The 17,366-nt window shown below is 64.1% G+C and carries 17 protein-coding genes; 9 read left to right on the top strand and 8 right to left on the bottom strand.

Annotated features, from left to right (window positions below; translation table 11 throughout):
* The first annotated feature begins 109 nt into the window (after positions 1–109).
* The 6 genes from hisD to B2790_RS24475 all read left to right on the top strand — a co-directional run bounded on the left by hisD (position 110) and on the right by B2790_RS24475 (position 5,565).
* Positions 110–1,435, top strand: coding sequence for a histidinol dehydrogenase (gene hisD / locus B2790_RS24500; protein WP_025337829.1), 1,326 nt, complete (start codon positions 110–112; stop codon positions 1,433–1,435).
* A 2-nt stretch (positions 1,436–1,437) separates the two neighbouring features.
* Positions 1,438–2,484 carry a histidinol-phosphate transaminase gene (hisC, locus tag B2790_RS24495; protein ID WP_137163056.1) on the top strand — a complete coding sequence of 349 codons (1,047 nt, stop codon included), beginning with the start codon at positions 1,438–1,440 and terminating at the stop codon, positions 2,482–2,484.
* 208 nt (positions 2,485–2,692) lie between these two features.
* Positions 2,693–3,343: a FadR/GntR family transcriptional regulator gene (locus B2790_RS24490; RefSeq protein WP_025337831.1), complete on the top strand. Its 651-nt coding sequence runs from the start codon at positions 2,693–2,695 to the stop codon at positions 3,341–3,343.
* 13 nt (positions 3,344–3,356) lie between these two features.
* Positions 3,357–4,637: a CynX/NimT family MFS transporter gene (locus B2790_RS24485; RefSeq protein WP_286919975.1), complete on the top strand. Its 1,281-nt coding sequence runs from the start codon at positions 3,357–3,359 to the stop codon at positions 4,635–4,637.
* Positions 4,638–4,799: 162 nt separating this feature from the next.
* Positions 4,800–5,276 (top strand): nuclear transport factor 2 family protein, encoded by a 477-nt coding sequence (locus B2790_RS24480; RefSeq protein ID WP_286919974.1) that lies wholly within the window; start codon positions 4,800–4,802, stop codon positions 5,274–5,276.
* A complete protein-coding gene (locus tag B2790_RS24475) occupies positions 5,269–5,565 on the top strand; it encodes a GIY-YIG nuclease family protein (RefSeq protein ID WP_286919973.1) in 297 nt (98 codons plus the stop codon). Before B2790_RS24480 ends, B2790_RS24475 begins: the two co-directional genes overlap by 8 nt.
* Positions 5,566–5,687: 122 nt before the next feature.
* Here the strand turns inward: B2790_RS24475 and yejK are convergent, their stop codons facing one another.
* A complete protein-coding gene (yejK, locus tag B2790_RS24470) occupies positions 5,688–6,695 on the bottom strand; it encodes a nucleoid-associated protein YejK (protein ID WP_025337836.1) in 1,008 nt (335 codons plus the stop codon).
* A 370-nt stretch (positions 6,696–7,065) separates the two neighbouring features.
* On the opposite strand from yejK, the gene B2790_RS24465 reads away from it, so the two are divergent.
* Positions 7,066–7,347, top strand: coding sequence for an HU family DNA-binding protein (locus tag B2790_RS24465; protein ID WP_003257928.1), 282 nt, complete (start codon positions 7,066–7,068; stop codon positions 7,345–7,347).
* Between the two features lie 50 nt (positions 7,348–7,397).
* Here B2790_RS24465 and rlmF read toward each other — a convergent pair whose 3' ends face one another.
* The 5 genes from rlmF to B2790_RS24440 form a co-directional block, all read right to left on the bottom strand.
* On the bottom strand, positions 7,398–8,348 hold the full coding sequence (gene rlmF, locus B2790_RS24460; protein WP_286919972.1) for a 23S rRNA (adenine(1618)-N(6))-methyltransferase RlmF: 951 nt from the start codon (positions 8,346–8,348) through the stop codon (positions 7,398–7,400).
* A gap of 117 nt (positions 8,349–8,465) precedes the next feature.
* A complete protein-coding gene (locus B2790_RS24455; protein WP_286919971.1) occupies positions 8,466–11,312 on the bottom strand; it encodes a valine--tRNA ligase in 2,847 nt (948 codons plus the stop codon).
* Positions 11,313–11,523: 211 nt separating this feature from the next.
* Entirely contained in the window at positions 11,524–11,889 is a 366-nt protein-coding gene (locus tag B2790_RS24450) for a hypothetical protein (protein WP_013971096.1), read from the bottom strand.
* Between the two features lie 5 nt (positions 11,890–11,894).
* The gene (locus B2790_RS24445; protein WP_025337838.1) at positions 11,895–12,326 is read right to left on the bottom strand and encodes a DNA polymerase III subunit chi; all 432 of its coding nucleotides are present in this window, start codon (positions 12,324–12,326) and stop codon (positions 11,895–11,897) included.
* A 49-nt stretch (positions 12,327–12,375) separates the two neighbouring features.
* Entirely contained in the window at positions 12,376–13,869 is a 1,494-nt protein-coding gene (locus B2790_RS24440; RefSeq protein ID WP_025337839.1) for a leucyl aminopeptidase, read from the bottom strand.
* A 301-nt stretch (positions 13,870–14,170) separates the two neighbouring features.
* Here B2790_RS24440 and lptF point away from each other — a divergent pair, with 301 nt between their 5' ends.
* Positions 14,171–15,286, top strand: coding sequence for an LPS export ABC transporter permease LptF (gene lptF, locus B2790_RS24435; protein WP_286919970.1), 1,116 nt, complete (start codon positions 14,171–14,173; stop codon positions 15,284–15,286).
* Entirely contained in the window at positions 15,279–16,340 is a 1,062-nt protein-coding gene (lptG, locus tag B2790_RS24430; protein WP_075043879.1) for an LPS export ABC transporter permease LptG, read from the top strand. Before lptF ends, lptG begins: the two co-directional genes overlap by 8 nt.
* A gap of 177 nt (positions 16,341–16,517) precedes the next feature.
* On the opposite strand, the gene B2790_RS24425 is transcribed toward lptG, so the two are convergent.
* The gene (locus B2790_RS24425) at positions 16,518–17,006 is read right to left on the bottom strand and encodes an RDD family protein (RefSeq protein WP_286919968.1); all 489 of its coding nucleotides are present in this window, start codon (positions 17,004–17,006) and stop codon (positions 16,518–16,520) included.
* A gap of 91 nt (positions 17,007–17,097) precedes the next feature.
* Entirely contained in the window at positions 17,098–17,310 is a 213-nt protein-coding gene (locus tag B2790_RS24420) for a cold-shock protein (protein ID WP_003257941.1), read from the bottom strand.
* Between the last annotated feature and the right edge of the window lie 56 nt (positions 17,311–17,366).

Below are 17,366 nucleotides of genomic sequence, written 5' to 3'. Positions count from 1 at the left end.
CGCTGCCGCGCCCGTCTATCCGCGTCATAGCCATTTTTCTCGGGTGCCCGCGCGGATGGACTGGTAGCCTAGGGCGCCTGAGCATTCGCCAATAATCGAGGCCCTCGCCATGACCGTGTCCACTGCAATTGCCCGTCTCAACGCTGCTGATCCGGATTTCGCCCGACATCTGGATCATCTGCTGAGCTGGGAAAGTGTGTCCGATGACGCGGTCAACCAGCGCGTGCTCGACATCATCAAGGCCGTGCGCGAGCGTGGCGATGCGGCATTGGTGGAATTCACCCAGCGTTTCGATGGTGTCGATGCCAAGTCCATCGATGACCTGATCCTCGGCCGCGAGCGCCTGGAACTGGCCCTGACCCGCATTACTCCGGTCCAGCGCGAAGCCCTGGAAAAGGCTGCCAACCGCGTGCGCATGTACCACGAGCGGCAGAAGCAGGATTCCTGGCAGTACACCGAGGCCGACGGCACCGTGCTTGGCCAGAAGGTCACCCCGCTGGACCGCGCCGGCCTGTATGTACCGGGTGGCAAGGCGTCGTACCCGTCGTCGGTGCTGATGAACGCCATCCCGGCCAAGGTCGCCGGTGTGGCCGAAGTGGTGATGGTGGTGCCGACCCCGCGTGGCGAGGTCAACGAGCTGGTGCTGGCGGCTGCCTGCATCGCCGGTGTCGACCGTGTGTTCACCGTCGGTGGCGCCCAGGCTGTTGCCGCGCTGGCCTACGGTACCGAAAGCGTGCCGCAGGTGGACAAGATCGTCGGCCCGGGCAACATCTACGTCGCCACCGCCAAGCGCCATGTGTTCGGCCAGGTGGGTATCGACATGATCGCCGGCCCGTCTGAAATCCTCGTGGTGTGCGACGGCCAGACCGACCCGGACTGGATCGCCATGGACCTGTTCTCCCAGGCCGAGCACGACGAAGATGCCCAGGCCATCCTGGTCAGCCCGGACGCCGCCTTCCTCGACCGCGTTGCCGCCAGCATCGACAAGCTGCTGCCGACCATGGAACGTGCCGAGATCATCGAGAAGTCGATCAATGGCCGTGGTGCGCTGATCCAGGTGCGTGACATGCAGCAGGCCATGGAAGTGGCCAACCGCATCGCACCCGAGCACCTGGAGCTGTCGGTGGCCGACCCGCAGGCCTGGCTGCCGCACATCCGCCACGCTGGCGCGATCTTCATGGGCCGCCACACCAGTGAAGCGCTGGGCGACTACTGCGCAGGGCCCAACCACGTGCTGCCGACCTCCGGCACCGCGCGTTTCTCGTCGCCGCTGGGTGTGTATGACTTCCAGAAGCGCTCGTCGATCATTTTCTGCTCCGAGCAGGGCGCGTCCGAGCTGGGCCACACCGCCTCGGTCCTGGCCCGTGGCGAGTCGCTGACCGCCCACGCCCGCAGCGCCGAATACCGCATCCTGACCCAAGAGAAGGGGAACTGAGCATGAGTCGATTCTGGAGCCCCTTCGTCAAGGACCTGGTGCCTTACGTGCCGGGCGAGCAGCCCAAGCTGGCCCGCCTGGTCAAGCTGAACACCAACGAAAACCCCTACGGCCCTTCGCCCAAGGCGCTGGAGGCCATGCGCGGCGAGCTGAACGACAACCTGCGCCTGTACCCTGACCCGAACGGTGACCGGCTGAAGCAGGCGGTGGCCGAGTACTACGGCGTGACGCCGGCACAAGTGTTCGTCGGCAACGGCTCGGACGAGGTGCTGGCGCACATCTTCCACGGCCTGTTCCAGCACGACGCACCGCTGCTGTTCCCTGACATCAGCTACAGCTTCTACCCGGTCTACTGCGGCCTGTACGGTATCGCCTTCGAGCAGGTGGCGCTGGACGAGCAGTTCCAGATCCGCATCGAGGACTACAACAAGCCCAATGCCGGCATCATCTTCCCCAACCCCAACGCGCCGACCGGTTGCCTGATGCCGCTGCAGGCGGTGGAGCAGTTGCTGCAGGCCAACCGTGATTCGGTGGTGGTGGTCGATGAAGCCTACATCGACTTCGGTGGCGAAACGGCGATCAGCCTGGTGGACCGCTACGACAACCTGCTGGTCACCCAGACCCTGTCGAAGTCGCGCTCGCTGGCCGGGCTGCGGGTTGGCCTGGCGGTGGGGCACCCGGACCTGATCGAGGCGCTGGAGCGGATCAAGAACAGCTTCAACTCCTACCCGCTGGACCGTGCCGCGATCGTCGGCGCGGCGGTGGCGTTCGAGGACCGCGAGTACTTCGAGGAAACCTGCCGCAAGGTGATCGACAGCCGCGAGGTGTTGGTCGAGCAGCTGCAGGCCAAGGGCTTCGAAGTGCTGCCGTCGGCGGCCAACTTCATCTTCGCCCGCCATCCGCAACAAGATGCCGGTGAGCTGGCTGCACGCCTGCGCGAGCAGGGCGTGATCGTGCGCCACTTCAAGCAGCCGCGCATTGCCCAGTTCCTGCGCATCACCATCGGTACGCCAGAGATGAACCAGGCGCTGCTCGATGCGTTGACCTGACGGTATTGCAAGCTGCCGTGACGCAGCCCTTGTGGGAGCGGGCGTGCCCGCGAACACCGGCAACGCCGGTGCCATCCATCGCGTTGGATTCTTCGCGGGCATGCCCGCTCCCACAGGGATTTCCACTATCGCCAGAAACCATCAGTGTTTGCTGTATTGCCGGTATACATTATGCTGGCCAGATTCATCGGATGATTGGTTGAGTTGCATGAGTACCGAATTGACCAAGCGCTCCCTGGTCGAACTGGCCGTCGAGCGCATGCGCGAACGCATCGTGCTGGGCGACTGGCAGGTTGGCCAACGTTTGCCGACCGAGCCGGAACTGGCCCTGCAGTTGGGCATAAGCCGCAACACAGTACGCGAGGCCATGCGTGTGCTGGCGTTCAGTGGCCTGGTGGAGATCCGCCAGGGCGACGGCAGCTACCTGCGCACGGCCCAGGACCCGCTGCAGGCGGTGCAGGCGATGTCACGCTGCACGCCCGAGCAGGCCCGTGAAACCCGGCACATCCTCGAAGCCGAGGCCATCGGCCTGGCCGCGCTGCGCCGAACCGACGCCGACCTGCAGGCGCTGCGTGATGCCCTGGCCAACAGTGCCGGGCATTTTCACGGTGATATCGATGCTTATGTGGCCTGCGACCTGGTGTTTCACCAGCGGCTGGTCGATGCCGCCCATAACCCGGCCTTGAGTGAGCTGTACCGGTACTTTTCCGGGGTGGTGGCTGCCGCGCTGCAGCACAACATGGCGACCGTGCCGCGCTGCCAGGCCACGTTCGACCTGCATGGGCAGATCCTTGCCGCCATCGAGCAACGCGATGCGGAGCAGGCCAAGCGCCTGAGCCGTACCCTTATCGAATCCTGACTCCGAGAAGGCCATGGCTGATTCCATCACCCGTAACACCCCACCGAGCGAGCGGGACCTCGATGAGTTGCTGATCGACGCCGAGGCTGACGACGAACAGGTCCAACAGCAGCCGGTACAGGTACAGCGGCCTTGGCTGTTGTTGCTCGGCCTGGTGCTGGTGGCTTTGAACCTGCGCCCGGCATTGTCGAGCATGGCTCCGGTGCTGGGCCAGGTGTCCGAAGGCCTGGGGCTGAACGCCTCGCAGGCCGGTTTGCTGACCACCTTGCCAGTGCTGTGCCTGGGCCTGTTCGCCCCCTTGGCGCCGGTGCTGGCGCGGCGCTTTGGCAGCGAGCGGGTGATCCTCGGCATCCTCGCCACCCTGGCGCTCGGCATTGTCGTGCGCAGTAGCCTGGGGGCCACCGGGGTGTTCCTCGGTAGCCTCATGGCGGGGGCCAGCATCGGCATCATTGGCGTGCTGCTGCCGGGCATCGTCAAGCGCGATTTCCCGCAGCACGCTGGCACGCTGACCGGCGTGTACACCATGGCGTTGTGCCTGGGCGCCGCCATGGCGGCTGGCGCCACGGTGCCCTTGGCCCAGCATTTCGACGGCAGCTGGGCGCTGGGGCTTGGCTTCTGGATGGTGCCGGCCCTGCTGGCCATGCTGGTATGGCTGCCGCAGGCCCGTCAAGGTCATGGCCTGCACAAGGTGGCCTATCGCGTGCGTGGGCTGTGGCGTGATCCGCTGGCTTGGCAAGTGACCCTGTACATGGGCCTGCAGTCGTCACTGGCCTACATCGTCTTTGGCTGGTTGCCATCGATCCTGATCGGTCGCGGCCTGAGCCCGACCGAGGCGGGGCTGGTGCTGTCGGGGTCGGTGATCGTGCAGCTGGTCAGTTCGCTCAGTGCGCCCTGGCTGGCCACTCGCGGCAAGGACCAGCGCCTGGCGATCGTGCTGGTCATGCTCATTACCCTGGCCGGCCTGTTCGGTTGCCTGTATGCGCCGCTTTCCGGGCTGTGGGGTTGGGCGGTTGTGCTGGGCCTGGGGCAGGGCGGTACCTTTGCCCTGGCGCTGACCTTGATCGTGCTGCGCTCGAAGGATGCCCATGTGGCGGCGAACCTGTCGAGCATGGCGCAGGGGGTGGGTTATACCCTGGCGTCGATGGGGCCGTTTGCGGTGGGGCTGGTGCATGACCTGACCGGGGGCTGGGCGGCAGTGGGGTGGATCTTTGCCGTGCTGGGGGTGGGGGCTATCGTGTTCGGCCTGGGCGCCGGGCGGGCTTTGCATGTGCAGGTGAGCAGCGAGAAAGTCTGAAGGGGCCTCTTCGCGGGCACGCCCGCTCCCACAGGAGAGCCACAGGTTCGAAGCGTGTGTAGATCCTGTGGGAGCGGGCGCGCCCGCGGAGAGGCCGGTACTGGCATAAGCAACCGGGGCAGATTATCGTGCTGCTTTCATCCCAGGACGGACCAGCCCCCCATGAGCGACGCCAACCGCGACCTGATCACCCGCTTCTACCAGGCCTTCCAGCGCCTGGACGCCGAGGCCATGGTCGCCTGCTACTGCGACGATATCGTCTTCAGCGACCCGGTCTTCGGCACCTTGCGTGGCAAGGATGCAGGCGACATGTGGCGAATGCTCACCAGCCGGGCCAAGGACTTCACCCTGACCTTCGACAACGTCCGCGCCGATGAACGCACAGGCGCCGCACATTGGGTGGCCACCTACCTGTTCAGCCAGACCGGCCGCATCGTGGTCAACGATATCCAGGCGCGTTTCGTGATCCGTGACGGGCTGATCTGCCAGCACGATGACCACTTCGACTTGTGGCGCTGGTCGCGGCAGGCGCTGGGTGTGCCTGGCATGCTGCTGGGCTGGTCGCCGCTGGTGCAGAACAAGGTACGCCAGCAGGCGTTCACAGGATTGCGAGCATTCCAGCAGGCCCAGTGTGAGTGAGCCCGTCGAAATCGCCGCCAGCAAACCCTGGTATGTCTACTTGGTAAGGGCTGCCAATGGATCGCTGTATTGCGGTATCAGCGATGACCCGCAGCGGCGCTTTCTGGCGCACCAGAAAGGGCAGGGCGCGCGTTACTTCAAGACCAGCCCGGCCCAGGCGCTGGTGTATGTGGAGCAATGGCCGAACAAGGGCGAGGCGTTACGCCAGGAGCGGCTGGTGAAGCGGCTGCGCAAGTCGGCGAAGGAGGCGTTGGTGGCCTCCTATGGCGCAGTAGTGGCTGCTAATTAGGGCCGCTTCGCGCCCCATCGCCGGCAAGCCAGCTCCCACTTCGACTGCTTAGACCTCAGGCCTGTGCAGTACCTGTGGGAGCTGGCTTGCCGGCGATGGGCTGCCCAGCAGTCCCGGGCCCATCAGTCCTTGCGCCGCTTCAACTGATCCACCAAGGTGGTCGGAAGGCCCTTGATGATCAAGGTCCCTGCCTCTTCGTCATACTCGACCTTGTCCCCCAGCAGGTGCGCTTCGAAGCTGATCGACAACCCCTCGGCACGGCCGGTGAAACGGCGGAACTGGTTGAGGGTGCGCTTGTCTGCGGGGATTTCCGGCGACAGGCCGTAGTCCTTGTTGCGGATGTGGTCGTAGAACGCCTTGGGCCGGTCCTCGTCGATCAGGCTGGACAGCTCTTCCAGCGTGACCGGCTCGCCCAGCTTGGTCTGGGTAGTGGCGTACTCGACCAGGGTCTGGGTTTTTTCGCGGGCAGACTCTTCCGGCAGGTCTTCGCTCTCGACGAAGTCACTGAAGGCCTTGAGCAGGGTGCGGGTTTCGCCCGGGCCGTCGACGCCCTCCTGGCAGCCGATGAAATCGCGGAAGTAGTCCGAGACCTTCTTGCCGTTCTTGCCCTTGATGAACGAAATGTACTGTTTGGAGTTCTGGTTGTTCTTCCACTCCGACAGGTTGATGCGCGCCGCCAGGTGCAGCTGGCCAAGGTCGAGGTGGCGCGAAGGCATCACGTCGAGCTCGGCGTTCACCGCCACGCCTTCGCTGTGGTGCAGCAGGGCGATCGCCAGGTATTCGGTCATGCCTTGCTGGTAGTGGGCAAACAGGATGTGGCCGCCGGTGGACAGGTTGGACTCTTCCATCAGCTTCTGCAGGTGCTCCACGGCCACGCGGCTGAAGGCGGTAAAGTCCTTTTCTTCGTCCAGGTACTGCTTCAGCCAGCCGCTCAGCGGGTAGGCGCCGGACTCGCCGTGGAAAAAGCCCCAGGCCTTGCCTTGCTTGGCGTTGTAGCTGTCATTGAGGTCGGCCAGCAGGTTTTCGATGGCGTCGGAGGCGGCCAGTTCGCGATCGCGGGCATGCAGCACGGCGGGGCTGCCATCGGGCTTTTTGTCGATCAGGTGAACGATGCAATGACGGATTGGCATGGAATTCTCGGCGAGCTGCAAAAGTCGTCCAGTTTACCCTAGACACAAGGTGGTGCAGTGGCCGGATGTTGGCAGAAATGCCGGTTGTTCGTTTTTTGTTCAAATTTGTGCGTTTTAGGCTAAAACCCCCGAAAAACCTGCATTAAATCGAAGCGCGCAGCGGATATTTATCCGTTCCTGTGGTAGCTTTGCGCGGTCTTGCGCCCCTTGTGTGGCGCATTGCTGGCAGCGTGCTGTCGTCGTGTCGAACCAAACGTCGATTTGCGTATCTACATACGCGATTGGCGCGGCCCTCCACTTTCAGGGGCTGGCCCGATAACGTCGTAGTCCGCTGCATAACCATCGAATTTGATAGGGAAGGAACACCACCATGGCATTGACCAAAGACCAACTGATTGCCGACATCGCCGAATCGATCGCCGCGCCAAAAGCCACCGCCAAGAACGCTCTGGAGCAACTGGGCCAGATCGTTGCCGACCAGCTGGAAAACGGCGCTGAAATCACTCTGCCAGGCATCGGCAAGCTGAAAGTCGCTGAGCGTCCTGCCCGTACCGGCCGCAACCCTTCGACTGGCGCTGCCATCGAAATCGCTGCCAAGAAAGTCGTCAAGTTCGTTCCAGCCAAAGTGCTGACCGACGCCATCAACAAGTAATTGTTGAAGCTTTGACGAAACCGCGCCCGGCTTGCCCGGGCGCGGTTTTTTCATGCCTGGTTTTTACGCCCGGCGTGCCAGGCCTGGCGCGCGGCGTCGTCGTGGAAGCTCCAGGCGACCATGCGGCTTTGCTTCTGCCCTTGGCCCATTTCACTGATGCGCACGGCCTTGGCGCCCGCTTTCCTGAGCGCAGCCTCGATCCCCGGCAGGTTGCTGGCCTTGGACACCAGGCTGGTGAACCACAGTACCCGCTCGGCGTACTGCACGCTTTCGCTGACCAGTTGGCTGACAAAGCGGATTTCGCCGCCTTCGCACCACAGTTCGTTGTTCTGGCCGCCGAAGTTGAGCACCGGCAGCTTGCGCTTGGGGTCCTGCTTGCCGAGGTTCTTCCACTTGCGCTGGCTGCCGCGGGTGGCTTCGTCGCGTGAGGAATGGAAGGGCGGGTTGCACAGGGTGAGGTCGAAGCGTTCGCCCTCCTGCAGCAGGCCGCTGAGGATGTGTGCACGGTTGGCCTGCTGGCGCAGGGTGATGGCCTTGCCCAGGCCGTTGGCCTGGACGATGGCCTTGGCCGAAGCCAGGGCCACGGGGTCGATGTCCGAGCCGAGGAAGCGCCAGCGGTAGTCGCTGTGGCCCAGCAGCGGGTAGATGCAGTTGGCCCCCACGCCGATGTCCAGCGCACGCACCTGGGCGCCCTTTGGGATCTCGCCGGCATTGTCGTCGGCCAGCAGGTCGGCGGCCACGTGGATGTAGTCGGCGCGGCCGGGAATCGGCGGGCACAGGTAGTCGGCGGGGATATCCCAGTGCTGGATGCCGTACTGGGCCTTCAACAGGGCACGGTTGAACACCCGTACGGCCTCGGGGTTGGCGAAGTCGATGCTGGGTTTGCCGTGGGGGTTGGTGATGGTGAAGCGCGCCAGGTCAGGGTGGGCCTTGATCAGGCTGGGGAAGTCGTAGCGGCCCTGGTGGCGGTTGCGCGGGTGCAGGGTGGGTTTGTCGGTCATGATGGGGTCCTGAAAAGCATCGCCGGCAAGCCAGCTCCCACAGGTACAGCGCTTTCCTGTGGGAGCTGGCTTGCCGGCGATGGGCTGCGAAGCAGCCCGCTATGGCTTCACTTTTGGTTACAGCGCTGCAATCCGCGCATGCTGCTCGGTGAAGTTGGCCAGGGCCTGTTCGGACTCGGCCAGCTTGGCGCGCTCCTTCTCGATCACGGCAGGTGGTGCCTTGTCGACGAAGGCGGCGTTGGACAGCTTGCCACCCACGCGAGCCACTTCACCCTGCAGGCGCTGGATTTCCTTGTTCAGGCGCGCCAGCTCGGCATCCTTGTCGATCAGGCCGGCCATTGGCACCAGCACTTGCAGGTCACCGACCAGGGCCGTGGCCGACAGCGGCGCTTCGTCGGCATCGCCCAGTACGGTGAACGATTCGACCTTGGCCAGCTTCTTCAGCAGGGCTTCGTTTTCCTGCAGGCGACGCTGGTCGTCGGCGTTGGCGTTCTTCAGGAACAGCGGCAGCGGCTTGCCCGGGCCGATGTTCATTTCGGCGCGGATGTTGCGCAGGCCGACCATCAGCTCCTTGAGCCACTCGATGTCGCCTTCGGCGGCAGCATCGATGCGGCTTTCATTGGCCACCGGCCATGGCTGCAGCATGATGGTCTTGCCTTCGATGCCGGCCAGCGGCGCGATGCGCTGCCAGATCTCTTCGGTGATGAACGGCATGAACGGGTGTGCCAGGCGCAGCGCCACTTCCAGCACGCGCACCAGGGTGCGGCGAGTGCCACGGGCGCGCTCGACCGGGGCGTTCTCGTCCCACAGCACCGGCTTGGACAGCTCCAGGTACCAGTCGCAGTACTGGTTCCAGATGAACTCGTACAGCGCCTGGCTGGCCAGGTCGAAGCGGAACTGCTCCAGCTGGCGGGTCACTTCGGCTTCGGTACGCTGCAGCTGCGAGATGATCCAGCGGTCGGCCAGCGACAGCTCGTAGGCTTCGCCGTTCTGGCCGCAGTCCTCGCCCTTGTCCAGCACGTAGCGGGCGGCGTTCCAGATCTTGTTGCAGAAGTTGCGGTAGCCTTCGACGCGGCCCATGTCGAACTTGATGTCGCGGCCAGTGGAGGCCAGCGAGCAGAAGGTGAAGCGCAGGGCGTCGGTGCCGTAGCTGGCGATACCTTCGGGGAACTCGGCCTTGGTCTGCTTGGCGATCTTCTCGGCAAGCTTGGGCTGCATCATGCCGCTGGTGCGTTTTTCCAGCAGGGCGTCGAGGGTGATGCCGTCGACGATGTCCAGCGGGTCCAGCACGTTGCCCTTGGACTTGGACATCTTCTGGCCCTGGCCGTCACGTACCAGGCCGTGCACGTACACGGTCTTGAACGGTACCTGCGGGGTGCCATCCTCGTTCTTGATCAGGTGCATGGTCAGCATGATCATGCGCGCAACCCAGAAGAAGATGATGTCGAAGCCGGTCACCAGCACGTCGGTGGAGTGGAACTTCTTGAGGAACTCGGTCTGTTCCGGCCAGCCCAGGGTAGAGAAGGTCCACAGGCCCGAACTGAACCAGGTGTCGAGTACGTCGTCGTCCTGGCGCAGGGCCACGTCGGCGCCCAGGTTGTGCTTGGCGCGCACTTCTTCCTCGTTGCGGCCGACATAGACCTGGCCGGCCTCGTCGTACCATGCCGGGATGCGGTGGCCCCACCACAGCTGGCGGCTGATGCACCAGTCCTGGATGTCACGCATCCAGGAGAAGTACATGTTTTCGTACTGCTTGGGCACGAACTGGATGCGGCCATCTTCCACGGCGGCGATGGCAGGCTCTGCCAGCGGCTTGGTGGAAACGTACCACTGGTCGGTCAGCCACGGCTCGATGACGGTGCCCGAACGGTCGCCTTTCGGCACTTTCAGCGCGTGGTCGTCGATGCTGACCAGCAAGCCCTGGGCATCCAGGTCGGCGACGATCTGCTTGCGCGCAACGAAGCGGTCGAGGTTGGCGTACTGGGCCGGCAGGCGGGTGTCCACCTGCTCGTTGACGCTGCCATCGAGGTTGAAGGCCTGCGCGCTGGCCAGCACGAAGGCGTTCTTGTCGAAGATGTTCAGCAGCGGCAGGTTGTGGCGCTTGCCGACTTCGTAGTCGTTGAAGTCGTGGGCCGGGGTGATCTTCACGCAGCCGGTACCGAACTCGGGGTCGCAGTAGTCGTCGGCGATGATCGGGATGCGGCGGCCGACCAGCGGCAGTTCGACGAACTTGCCGATCAGTGCCTGGTAGCGCTCGTCGTTCGGGTTGACCGCCACGGCGGCGTCACCCAGCAGGGTTTCCGGACGGGTGGTGGCGACTACCAGGTAGTCCTTGCCTTCGGCGGTCTTGGCGCCGTCGGCCAGTGGGTAGCGCAGGTTCCACAGGTGACCTTTCTCGTCGTGGTTTTCCACTTCGAGGTCGGAGATGGCCGTGTGCAGCTTGGTGTCCCAGTTGACCAAGCGCTTGCCACGGTAGATCAGGCCGTCTTCATGCAGGCGCACGAAGGCTTCCTTGACCGCTTCGGACAGGCCGTCGTCCATGGTGAAGCGCTCGCGGCTCCAGTCGACCGACGAGCCCAGACGGCGGATCTGACGGCTGATGTTGCCACCGGACTGGTCCTTCCATTCCCAGACCTTTTCCAGGAACTTTTCGCGGCCCAGGTCATGCCGGTTCTGGCCCTTGGCCTCGAGTTGGCGCTCGACCAGCATCTGGGTGGCGATACCGGCGTGGTCGGTGCCTGGCTGCCACAGGGTGTCGCGGCCTTGCATGCGGCGGAAACGGATCAGGGCGTCCATGATCGCGTTGTTGAACCCGTGGCCCATGTGCAGGCTGCCGGTCACGTTCGGCGGCGGGATCATGATGGTGTAGGACTCGCCTGCACCTTGTGGGGCGAAATAGTTCTCGGACTCCCAGGTGTTGTACCAGGAAGTTTCGATGGCGTGCGGCTGGTAGGTCTTATCCATGCGCGGCGGGACCCTGTGCATTTATTCGGGAAAGCCGGGAAGTATAACCAAGCTGGGGGCCGCAGGCGACAAGCTGCTGACAACTGTCGGAACAGTGGCGCCTGCTTCGCGGGCACGCCCGCTCCCACAGGTGCACCACAGATCTTGCGGGCTGTGGGGACCCTGTGGGAGCGGGCGTGCCCGCGAAGCAGGCGACCCGGATGTTCGGTATCTACTCGGAACGCTTGATCAACCGCTCGATCCGCGCATCCAGCCGGCGCTTGATCTCGTTCTCGATGTGCGGGGTGAAGTCGTTGATCACGTCCTGCATGATCATCTGCGCCGCCGCACGCAGTTCGCTTTCCAGGTGCAGGAGGGTGTCCTGGCGACGGGTCTGCGGGTCATCTTCGGGTTCGGCAGCTACCGGTTCGGCCGCAGGCACATGGTTGCCGGGCGCTTCTTCCAGCAGCAACGGGATCTGCTCCACCGTCTCGGTCAGCAGCGGCGGTTGCAGGTCGGCGTCGCCAAGCAACTGGCGTATCGACTCGAGGTCATCGAGCAGATGGGCGGAATCGGGCAGGGGGGAGGGCTTGTCCATCGTCGTCAAAGTCGCTGTAAGCGGTGGTCTTGCAGAGCATAGCCCTGTTCACGGTAGAAACGGAATCGTTCACGGGCCGATTGGCGGATGCCAGGCTCTTCAACGACGATTTCGGCCACCCGTTCGAACTGGCCGACGAAGGCCGGTACGCCGGCGCCCAGGTTGATCAACAGGTCGTGGTGATCGCCTGCACTGTCGGCGGCCAGGCCCAATGCCACGCTGGCATCGGCATGCACTTCCGCGAGATCGTGGGGCACGAAGGCCTCGCCCTTGAAGCGCCACAGGCGTTGGTCCAGCTCGCTGCGCTGCTCGGCGTCCTGGCAATGCAGGTAGACCCGGTGGCCAAGGCGCCAGGCCTTTTCGCACAGCTTGCAGGCGAAATCGAGCCGCGCCGACAGCGAGTCGGTGGGCAGGATGTAGAAATCGACTTTGCTCATGGTGGTATCGCCGGCCGGTGGCGCGCGGGGCGCCACCGGCTTCATGGCGTCAGGCGCCAGCGCGGTCCAGCAGGTACTGGGTCAGCAGGGGCACAGGGCGGCCAGTGGCGCCCTTGTCCTTGCCACCGCTGACCCAGGCGGTGCCGGCGATGTCCATGTGCGCCCAGTCGTAGGCCTTGGCAAAGCGCGACAGGAAGCAGCCGGCGGTGATGGTGCCGGCCTTCGGCCCGCCGATGTTGCCCATGTCGGCGAACGGGCTGTCCAGTTGCTCCTGGTACTCATCGAACAGCGGCAGCTGCCAGGCACGGTCGTCGGCGCGCTTGCCGGCGTCGAGCAACTGGCCGACCAGGTCGTCGTTGTTGCCCATCAGGCCGGTGGTGTGGCTGCCCAGGGCGACGATGCAGGCACCTGTCAGGGTGGCGATGTCGATGACTGCCTGCGGCTTGAAGCGCTCGGCGTAGGTCAGGGTGTCGCACAGCACCAGGCGGCCTTCGGCGTCGGTGTTGAGGATTTCCACGGTCTGCCCGCTCATGGTGGTGACGATGTCACCCGGGCGGGTGGCTCCGCCGCTCGGCATGTTCTCGGCGCAGGCCAGCAGGCACACCAGGTTGACCGGCAGCTGCAACTCGAGCACCGCACGCAGGGTGCCGAGCACGCTGGCGGCACCGCACATGTCGTACTTCATTTCGTCCATGCCGGCACCAGGCTTGAGGCTGATGCCGCCGGTGTCGAAGGTAATGCCCTTGCCCACCAGCACGAACGGCTTGTCCGCCTTCTTGCCGCCCTGGTAGTTGAGCACGATCAGGCGTGGTGGCTGGTCGCTGCCCTGGCCGACGGCGTAGAACGCGCCCATGCCCAGGTCCTTGATCTTCTTCTCGTCCAGCACTTCGACTTTCAGCGCCTTGTGCGCCTTGCCCAGGTCCTTGGCCTGTTCGGCCAGGAAGCTTGGGTGGCACAGGTTGGGCGGCAGGTTGCCCAGGTCGCGTGTGAAAGCCATGCCGGTGGCGATGGCGCTGGCATGCTTGACGGCACGCTCGACCTCGGCCTGGCCGGCCTTGTCGGCCAGCAGGGTGACCTTCTTCAGGGCGCGCGGCTCGGCCTTCTGGCTCTTGAAGCGATCGAACACGTATTCGCCGTCGAGCAGGGTTTCGGCCAGCAGGCGGTACTTGCCATAGTGGGCATCGCGGTTGCTGACCGCGATGTCGTCCAGGGCCAGCACTGCGTCAGCGCCGTTCAGGCCCTTGAGCACGCCGGCGACGCTGGCGACCAGTTTGCGCCAGGCGCGGTCGCCCAGGGCTTCGTCCTTGCCGCTGCCCACCAGCAGCACGCGCTCGGCCTTCAGGCCCGCGAGGTTCTGCAGGAGCAGGGTCTGGCCCGGCTTGCCGGCCAGGTCGCCACGCTTGAGCACGGCACTGATGGCGCCTTCGCTGGCCTGGTCGACGGCTTTGGCCACGGCGCCGAGCTTGCGGTTTTCACCTACCGGGAGGACCAGGGTGGCGGTTTTTACGGATGCAGCAGCTACGCTTTTTACAACCAGTTCCATGTCAGGATCCCCGAATGATCGATACAGTCGGCGCTGTGTGTTCCAGCGCTCTGGACGGGCCTGGCCGCGTCGTCGCGCGCCAGCGGAAAAGCTGCCAGTTTGAGCCTGCGGCAAGCGTGCTGACAACCCCGTTTTGCGCCTTCATGCGCGGCGAAGTGACAGGGGCGGTCAATCACAGGATAATGCGCGCACTTTACATGGAGGTTCGCCTTTGGCGAACCGGCATTGGTCTTGGCTGTACTAAGTCATTGTCTGGCGCCATTGATTGGCAGTCCGCCCTGACAACCCAGGAGTGTCTGGTTTGATCGTCTTTCGTTATCTGTCCCGCGAGGTCCTGGTGACCTTGAGCGCCGTCAGCGCCGTGCTGCTGGTGATCATCATGAGCGGGCGCTTCATCAAGTACCTGGCCCAGGCTGCCCAGGGTGTGCTCGACCCGAGCGTGCTGTTCCTGATCATGGGCTTCCGCCTCCCGGGCTTCCTGCAACTGATCCTGCCTCTGGGGCTGTTCCTCGGCATTCTCCTGGCGTACGGGCGCCTGTACCTGGAAAGCGAGATGACCGTGCTGTCGGCCACCGGCATGAGCCAGCAGCGCCTGCTGAGCCTGACCATGGCGCCGGCCGCCCTGGTCGCCCTGCTGGTAGCATGGCTGAGCTTGAGCCTGGCACCGCTGGGCGTGGCCCAGGTGCAGCAGATCATCGCCCAGCAGGATGCCCTGACCGAGTTCGACACCCTGGTGCCGGGCCGCTTCCAGACCCTGCGCGACGGCTCGCGGGTGACCTACACCGAAGAGCTGTCGGACGACCGCATCAACCTGGCCGGGGTGTTCATTTCCGAGAAGCGCTTCAACCAGGACAAGACCAAGGACCGCGCCCCGTCGGTGCTGGTGGCCGAAAAAGGCCACCAGGAAATCCAGGCCGACGGCAACCGCTACCTGGTGCTGGAAAACGGTTACCGTTACGACGGCAACCCGGGCCAGGCCGATTACCGTGCAATCAAGTACGACACCTACGGCGTGCTGCTGCCCAAGCCGGAAGTCGCCGAGGAAGTGACCGATCGCGAAGCCATCCCCACTTCCGAGCTGATCGGCAAGAAAGGCCTGCGTGAGCGCGCCGAGCTGCAATGGCGGCTGTCGCTGCCGATCCTGGTGTTCATCGTCACCATGCTGGCGGTGCCGCTGTCCCGGGTCAACCCGCGCCAGGGCCGCTTCCTCAAGCTGCTGCCGGCGATTCTTCTGTACATGGCCTACCTGACAATGCTGATTTCCGTACGCGGCGCCCTCGAGAAGGGCAAACTGCCGATCGCCCTGGGCATGTGGTGGGTCCACGGCCTGTTCCTGCTGATCGGCCTGGGCCTGATGTACTGGGAGCCGCTGCGTCTCAAACGCGCCGCCCGTCGTGCGGAGGTGGCCCATGGGTAAGCTCGACCGCTACATCGGCCAGAGCGTGCTGCTGGCCATCCTTGCCGTGCTGGGGATCATCCTCGGCCTGGCTTCGCTGTTTGCCTTCATCGACGAGATGAGCGACCTGAGTGACACCTACACGGTGATGGAGGCGGGCAACTTCGTCCTGCTGACCGCACCGCGGCGCCTGTACGAAATGCTGCCGATGGCCGCCTTGATCGGCTGCCTGATCGGCCTGGGCAGCCTGGCCAGCAGCAGCGAACTGACCATCATGCGTGCTGCCGGGGTTTCCATCGGGCGCATCGTCTGGGCGGTGATGAAGCCGATGCTGGTACTGATGCTGGTCGGCCTGCTGATCGGCGAGTACGTGGCGCCGGTGACCGAGAACAAGGCCCAGGCCGACCGTTCCCTGGCCCAGGGCGGTGGTGATGCGCAAAGCTCCAAGCGCGGCATGTGGCACCGCCAGGGCGAGGAATACGTGCACATCAACGCCGTGCAGCCCAACGGCCTGCTGCTGGGTGTGACCCGTTACCGCTTCGACAGCGAGCGCAAGATCGTCACCTCGAGCTTTGCCCGCCGTGCACAGTACCAGGACGACCACTGGATGCTCAGCGACGTGCGCACCACCTTCTTCCGTGGCGACCACACCGAAGTGGTGACCGCGCCGAAGGAGCGCTGGGACGTTTCGCTCACGCCGCAACTGCTCAATACCGTGATCCTGGCGCCGGAGTCGCTGTCCATCACCGGGCTGTGGGACTACATCCACTACCTGTCCGACCAGGGCCTGAACAATGCCCGTTACTGGCTGGCGTTCTGGACCAAGGTGTTGCAGCCGATGGTGACCGCGGCGCTGGTGCTGATGGCCATTTCCTTCATCTTCGGCCCGCTGCGTTCGGTAACCCTTGGCCAGCGCGTGTTCACCGGTGTACTGGTGGGCTTCGTGTTCCGCATCGCCCAGGACTTGTTGGGGCCTTCGAGCCAGGTGTTCGGCTTCCCGCCGCTGCTGGCGGTGGTGATCCCGGCAGGCATCTGCGCGCTGGCCGGTGTGTGGTTGTTGCGCCGGGCAGGTTGATGGCCTGAGCTGTACAAAAAAGCCGACCTCAGGGTCGGCTTTTTGCTGGCATTTGTGTTGCCTTCTTCGCGGGCTTGCCCGCTCCCACAGGAACCTCACCATCCCCAGGACCTGTGATGAACCTGTGGGAGCGGGCAAGCCCGCGAAAAGGCCGGAGCAGGCAATACAAGTCTCAGCTCATTTCTTCTGCTTCGGCACCCGCACCAGCTGGCTTTCCGAATAGATGTCATGCCAGCCCCGCTGGCGCTTGTCGATAAACACCCAGAAAAACCCCAGCCCCAGGCACAGCCACGAGGCAATCGACACCACGAAGCGCAGCAGCGCCTGCCACAGGCTGATGGCCGTGCCATCGGCGTTCTGCACCCGCACGCCCCACACCTGCATGCCCAGGGTCTGCCCGCCATGGGTCCAGAACTTGGCAAAGAAACCGAACAGGACGAACAGCAATACGGTGGACAACAGCGGGTCGCCGTCCAGTGCGCCAGCCTCGGTCAGCTCACGCATGCGGGCTTCGCCGATGATCGCCATCTGGATCATCTTGTAGGCGCCGGCGGTCACGATCAGCAGTGCCGCGCAAAGCAGGAAGTCGTAGAACATCGCCGCCAGGCGCCGGCCCAGGCCGACCGGCGGAAAATCACCCTGGGGTGTGAGCAGAGGCTTGGACATGCAAAACGGCTCCAGAAGACGAAGCCGCTATTCTACGGGCAAAAAAAAACCCCTGCACTTGGCAGGGGCTTTTCTCGAAGTCGGGTTCGGCTTAGCCGGCGACCTGAACTTTGTCAGCCTGCATGCCTTTCTGGCCCTGGACTGCTTCGAAGGTGACCTTCTGGCCTTCTTTCAGGCTCTTGAAGCCGTTACCTTCGATAGCGCGGAAGTGCACGAACAGATCCGGACCGCTTTCTGGGGTGATGAAGCCGTAACCTTTTTCGTCATTGAACCACTTGACGGTACCGTTCTGACGCTCAGCCATTGTCTTATTTCCTATGAAACTTGAATTTTGATGACAGTTTCTTTTGCAATAAAGGA

Origin of the sequence: Pseudomonas sp. UBA6753, from assembly GCF_002453565.1 — a bacterium.
Lineage (GTDB): Bacteria > Pseudomonadota > Gammaproteobacteria > Pseudomonadales > Pseudomonadaceae > Aquipseudomonas > Aquipseudomonas putida_Z.
The sequence above is the reverse complement of the archived record's forward strand: the minus strand, read 5'-3'. Positions and strand labels throughout refer to the sequence as shown.

Excerpts from the sequence above, each read along its gene's own strand:
- hisD (WP_025337829.1), top strand. The coding sequence starts at position 110 with ATGACCGTGTCCACTGCAATTGCCCGTCTCAACGCTGCTGATCCGGAT.
- hisC (WP_137163056.1), top strand. The coding sequence starts at position 1,438 with ATGAGTCGATTCTGGAGCCCCTTCGTCAAGGACCTGGTGCCTTACGTG.
- B2790_RS24490 (WP_025337831.1), top strand. The coding sequence starts at position 2,693 with ATGAGTACCGAATTGACCAAGCGCTCCCTGGTCGAACTGGCCGTCGAG.
- B2790_RS24485 (WP_286919975.1), top strand. The coding sequence starts at position 3,357 with ATGGCTGATTCCATCACCCGTAACACCCCACCGAGCGAGCGGGACCTC.
- B2790_RS24480 (WP_286919974.1), top strand. The coding sequence starts at position 4,800 with ATGAGCGACGCCAACCGCGACCTGATCACCCGCTTCTACCAGGCCTTC.
- yejK (WP_025337836.1), bottom strand. The coding sequence starts at position 6,695 with ATGCCAATCCGTCATTGCATCGTTCACCTGATCGACAAAAAGCCCGAT.
- B2790_RS24465 (WP_003257928.1), top strand. The coding sequence starts at position 7,066 with ATGGCATTGACCAAAGACCAACTGATTGCCGACATCGCCGAATCGATC.
- rlmF (WP_286919972.1), bottom strand. The coding sequence starts at position 8,348 with ATGACCGACAAACCCACCCTGCACCCGCGCAACCGCCACCAGGGCCGC.
- B2790_RS24455 (WP_286919971.1), bottom strand. The coding sequence starts at position 11,312 with ATGGATAAGACCTACCAGCCGCACGCCATCGAAACTTCCTGGTACAAC.
- B2790_RS24450 (WP_013971096.1), bottom strand. The coding sequence starts at position 11,889 with ATGGACAAGCCCTCCCCCCTGCCCGATTCCGCCCATCTGCTCGATGAC.
- B2790_RS24445 (WP_025337838.1), bottom strand. The coding sequence starts at position 12,326 with ATGAGCAAAGTCGATTTCTACATCCTGCCCACCGACTCGCTGTCGGCG.
- B2790_RS24440 (WP_025337839.1), bottom strand. The coding sequence starts at position 13,869 with ATGGAACTGGTTGTAAAAAGCGTAGCTGCTGCATCCGTAAAAACCGCC.
- lptG (WP_075043879.1), top strand. The coding sequence starts at position 15,279 with ATGGGTAAGCTCGACCGCTACATCGGCCAGAGCGTGCTGCTGGCCATC.
- B2790_RS24425 (WP_286919968.1), bottom strand. The coding sequence starts at position 17,006 with ATGTCCAAGCCTCTGCTCACACCCCAGGGTGATTTTCCGCCGGTCGGC.
- B2790_RS24420 (WP_003257941.1), bottom strand. The coding sequence starts at position 17,310 with ATGGCTGAGCGTCAGAACGGTACCGTCAAGTGGTTCAATGACGAAAAA.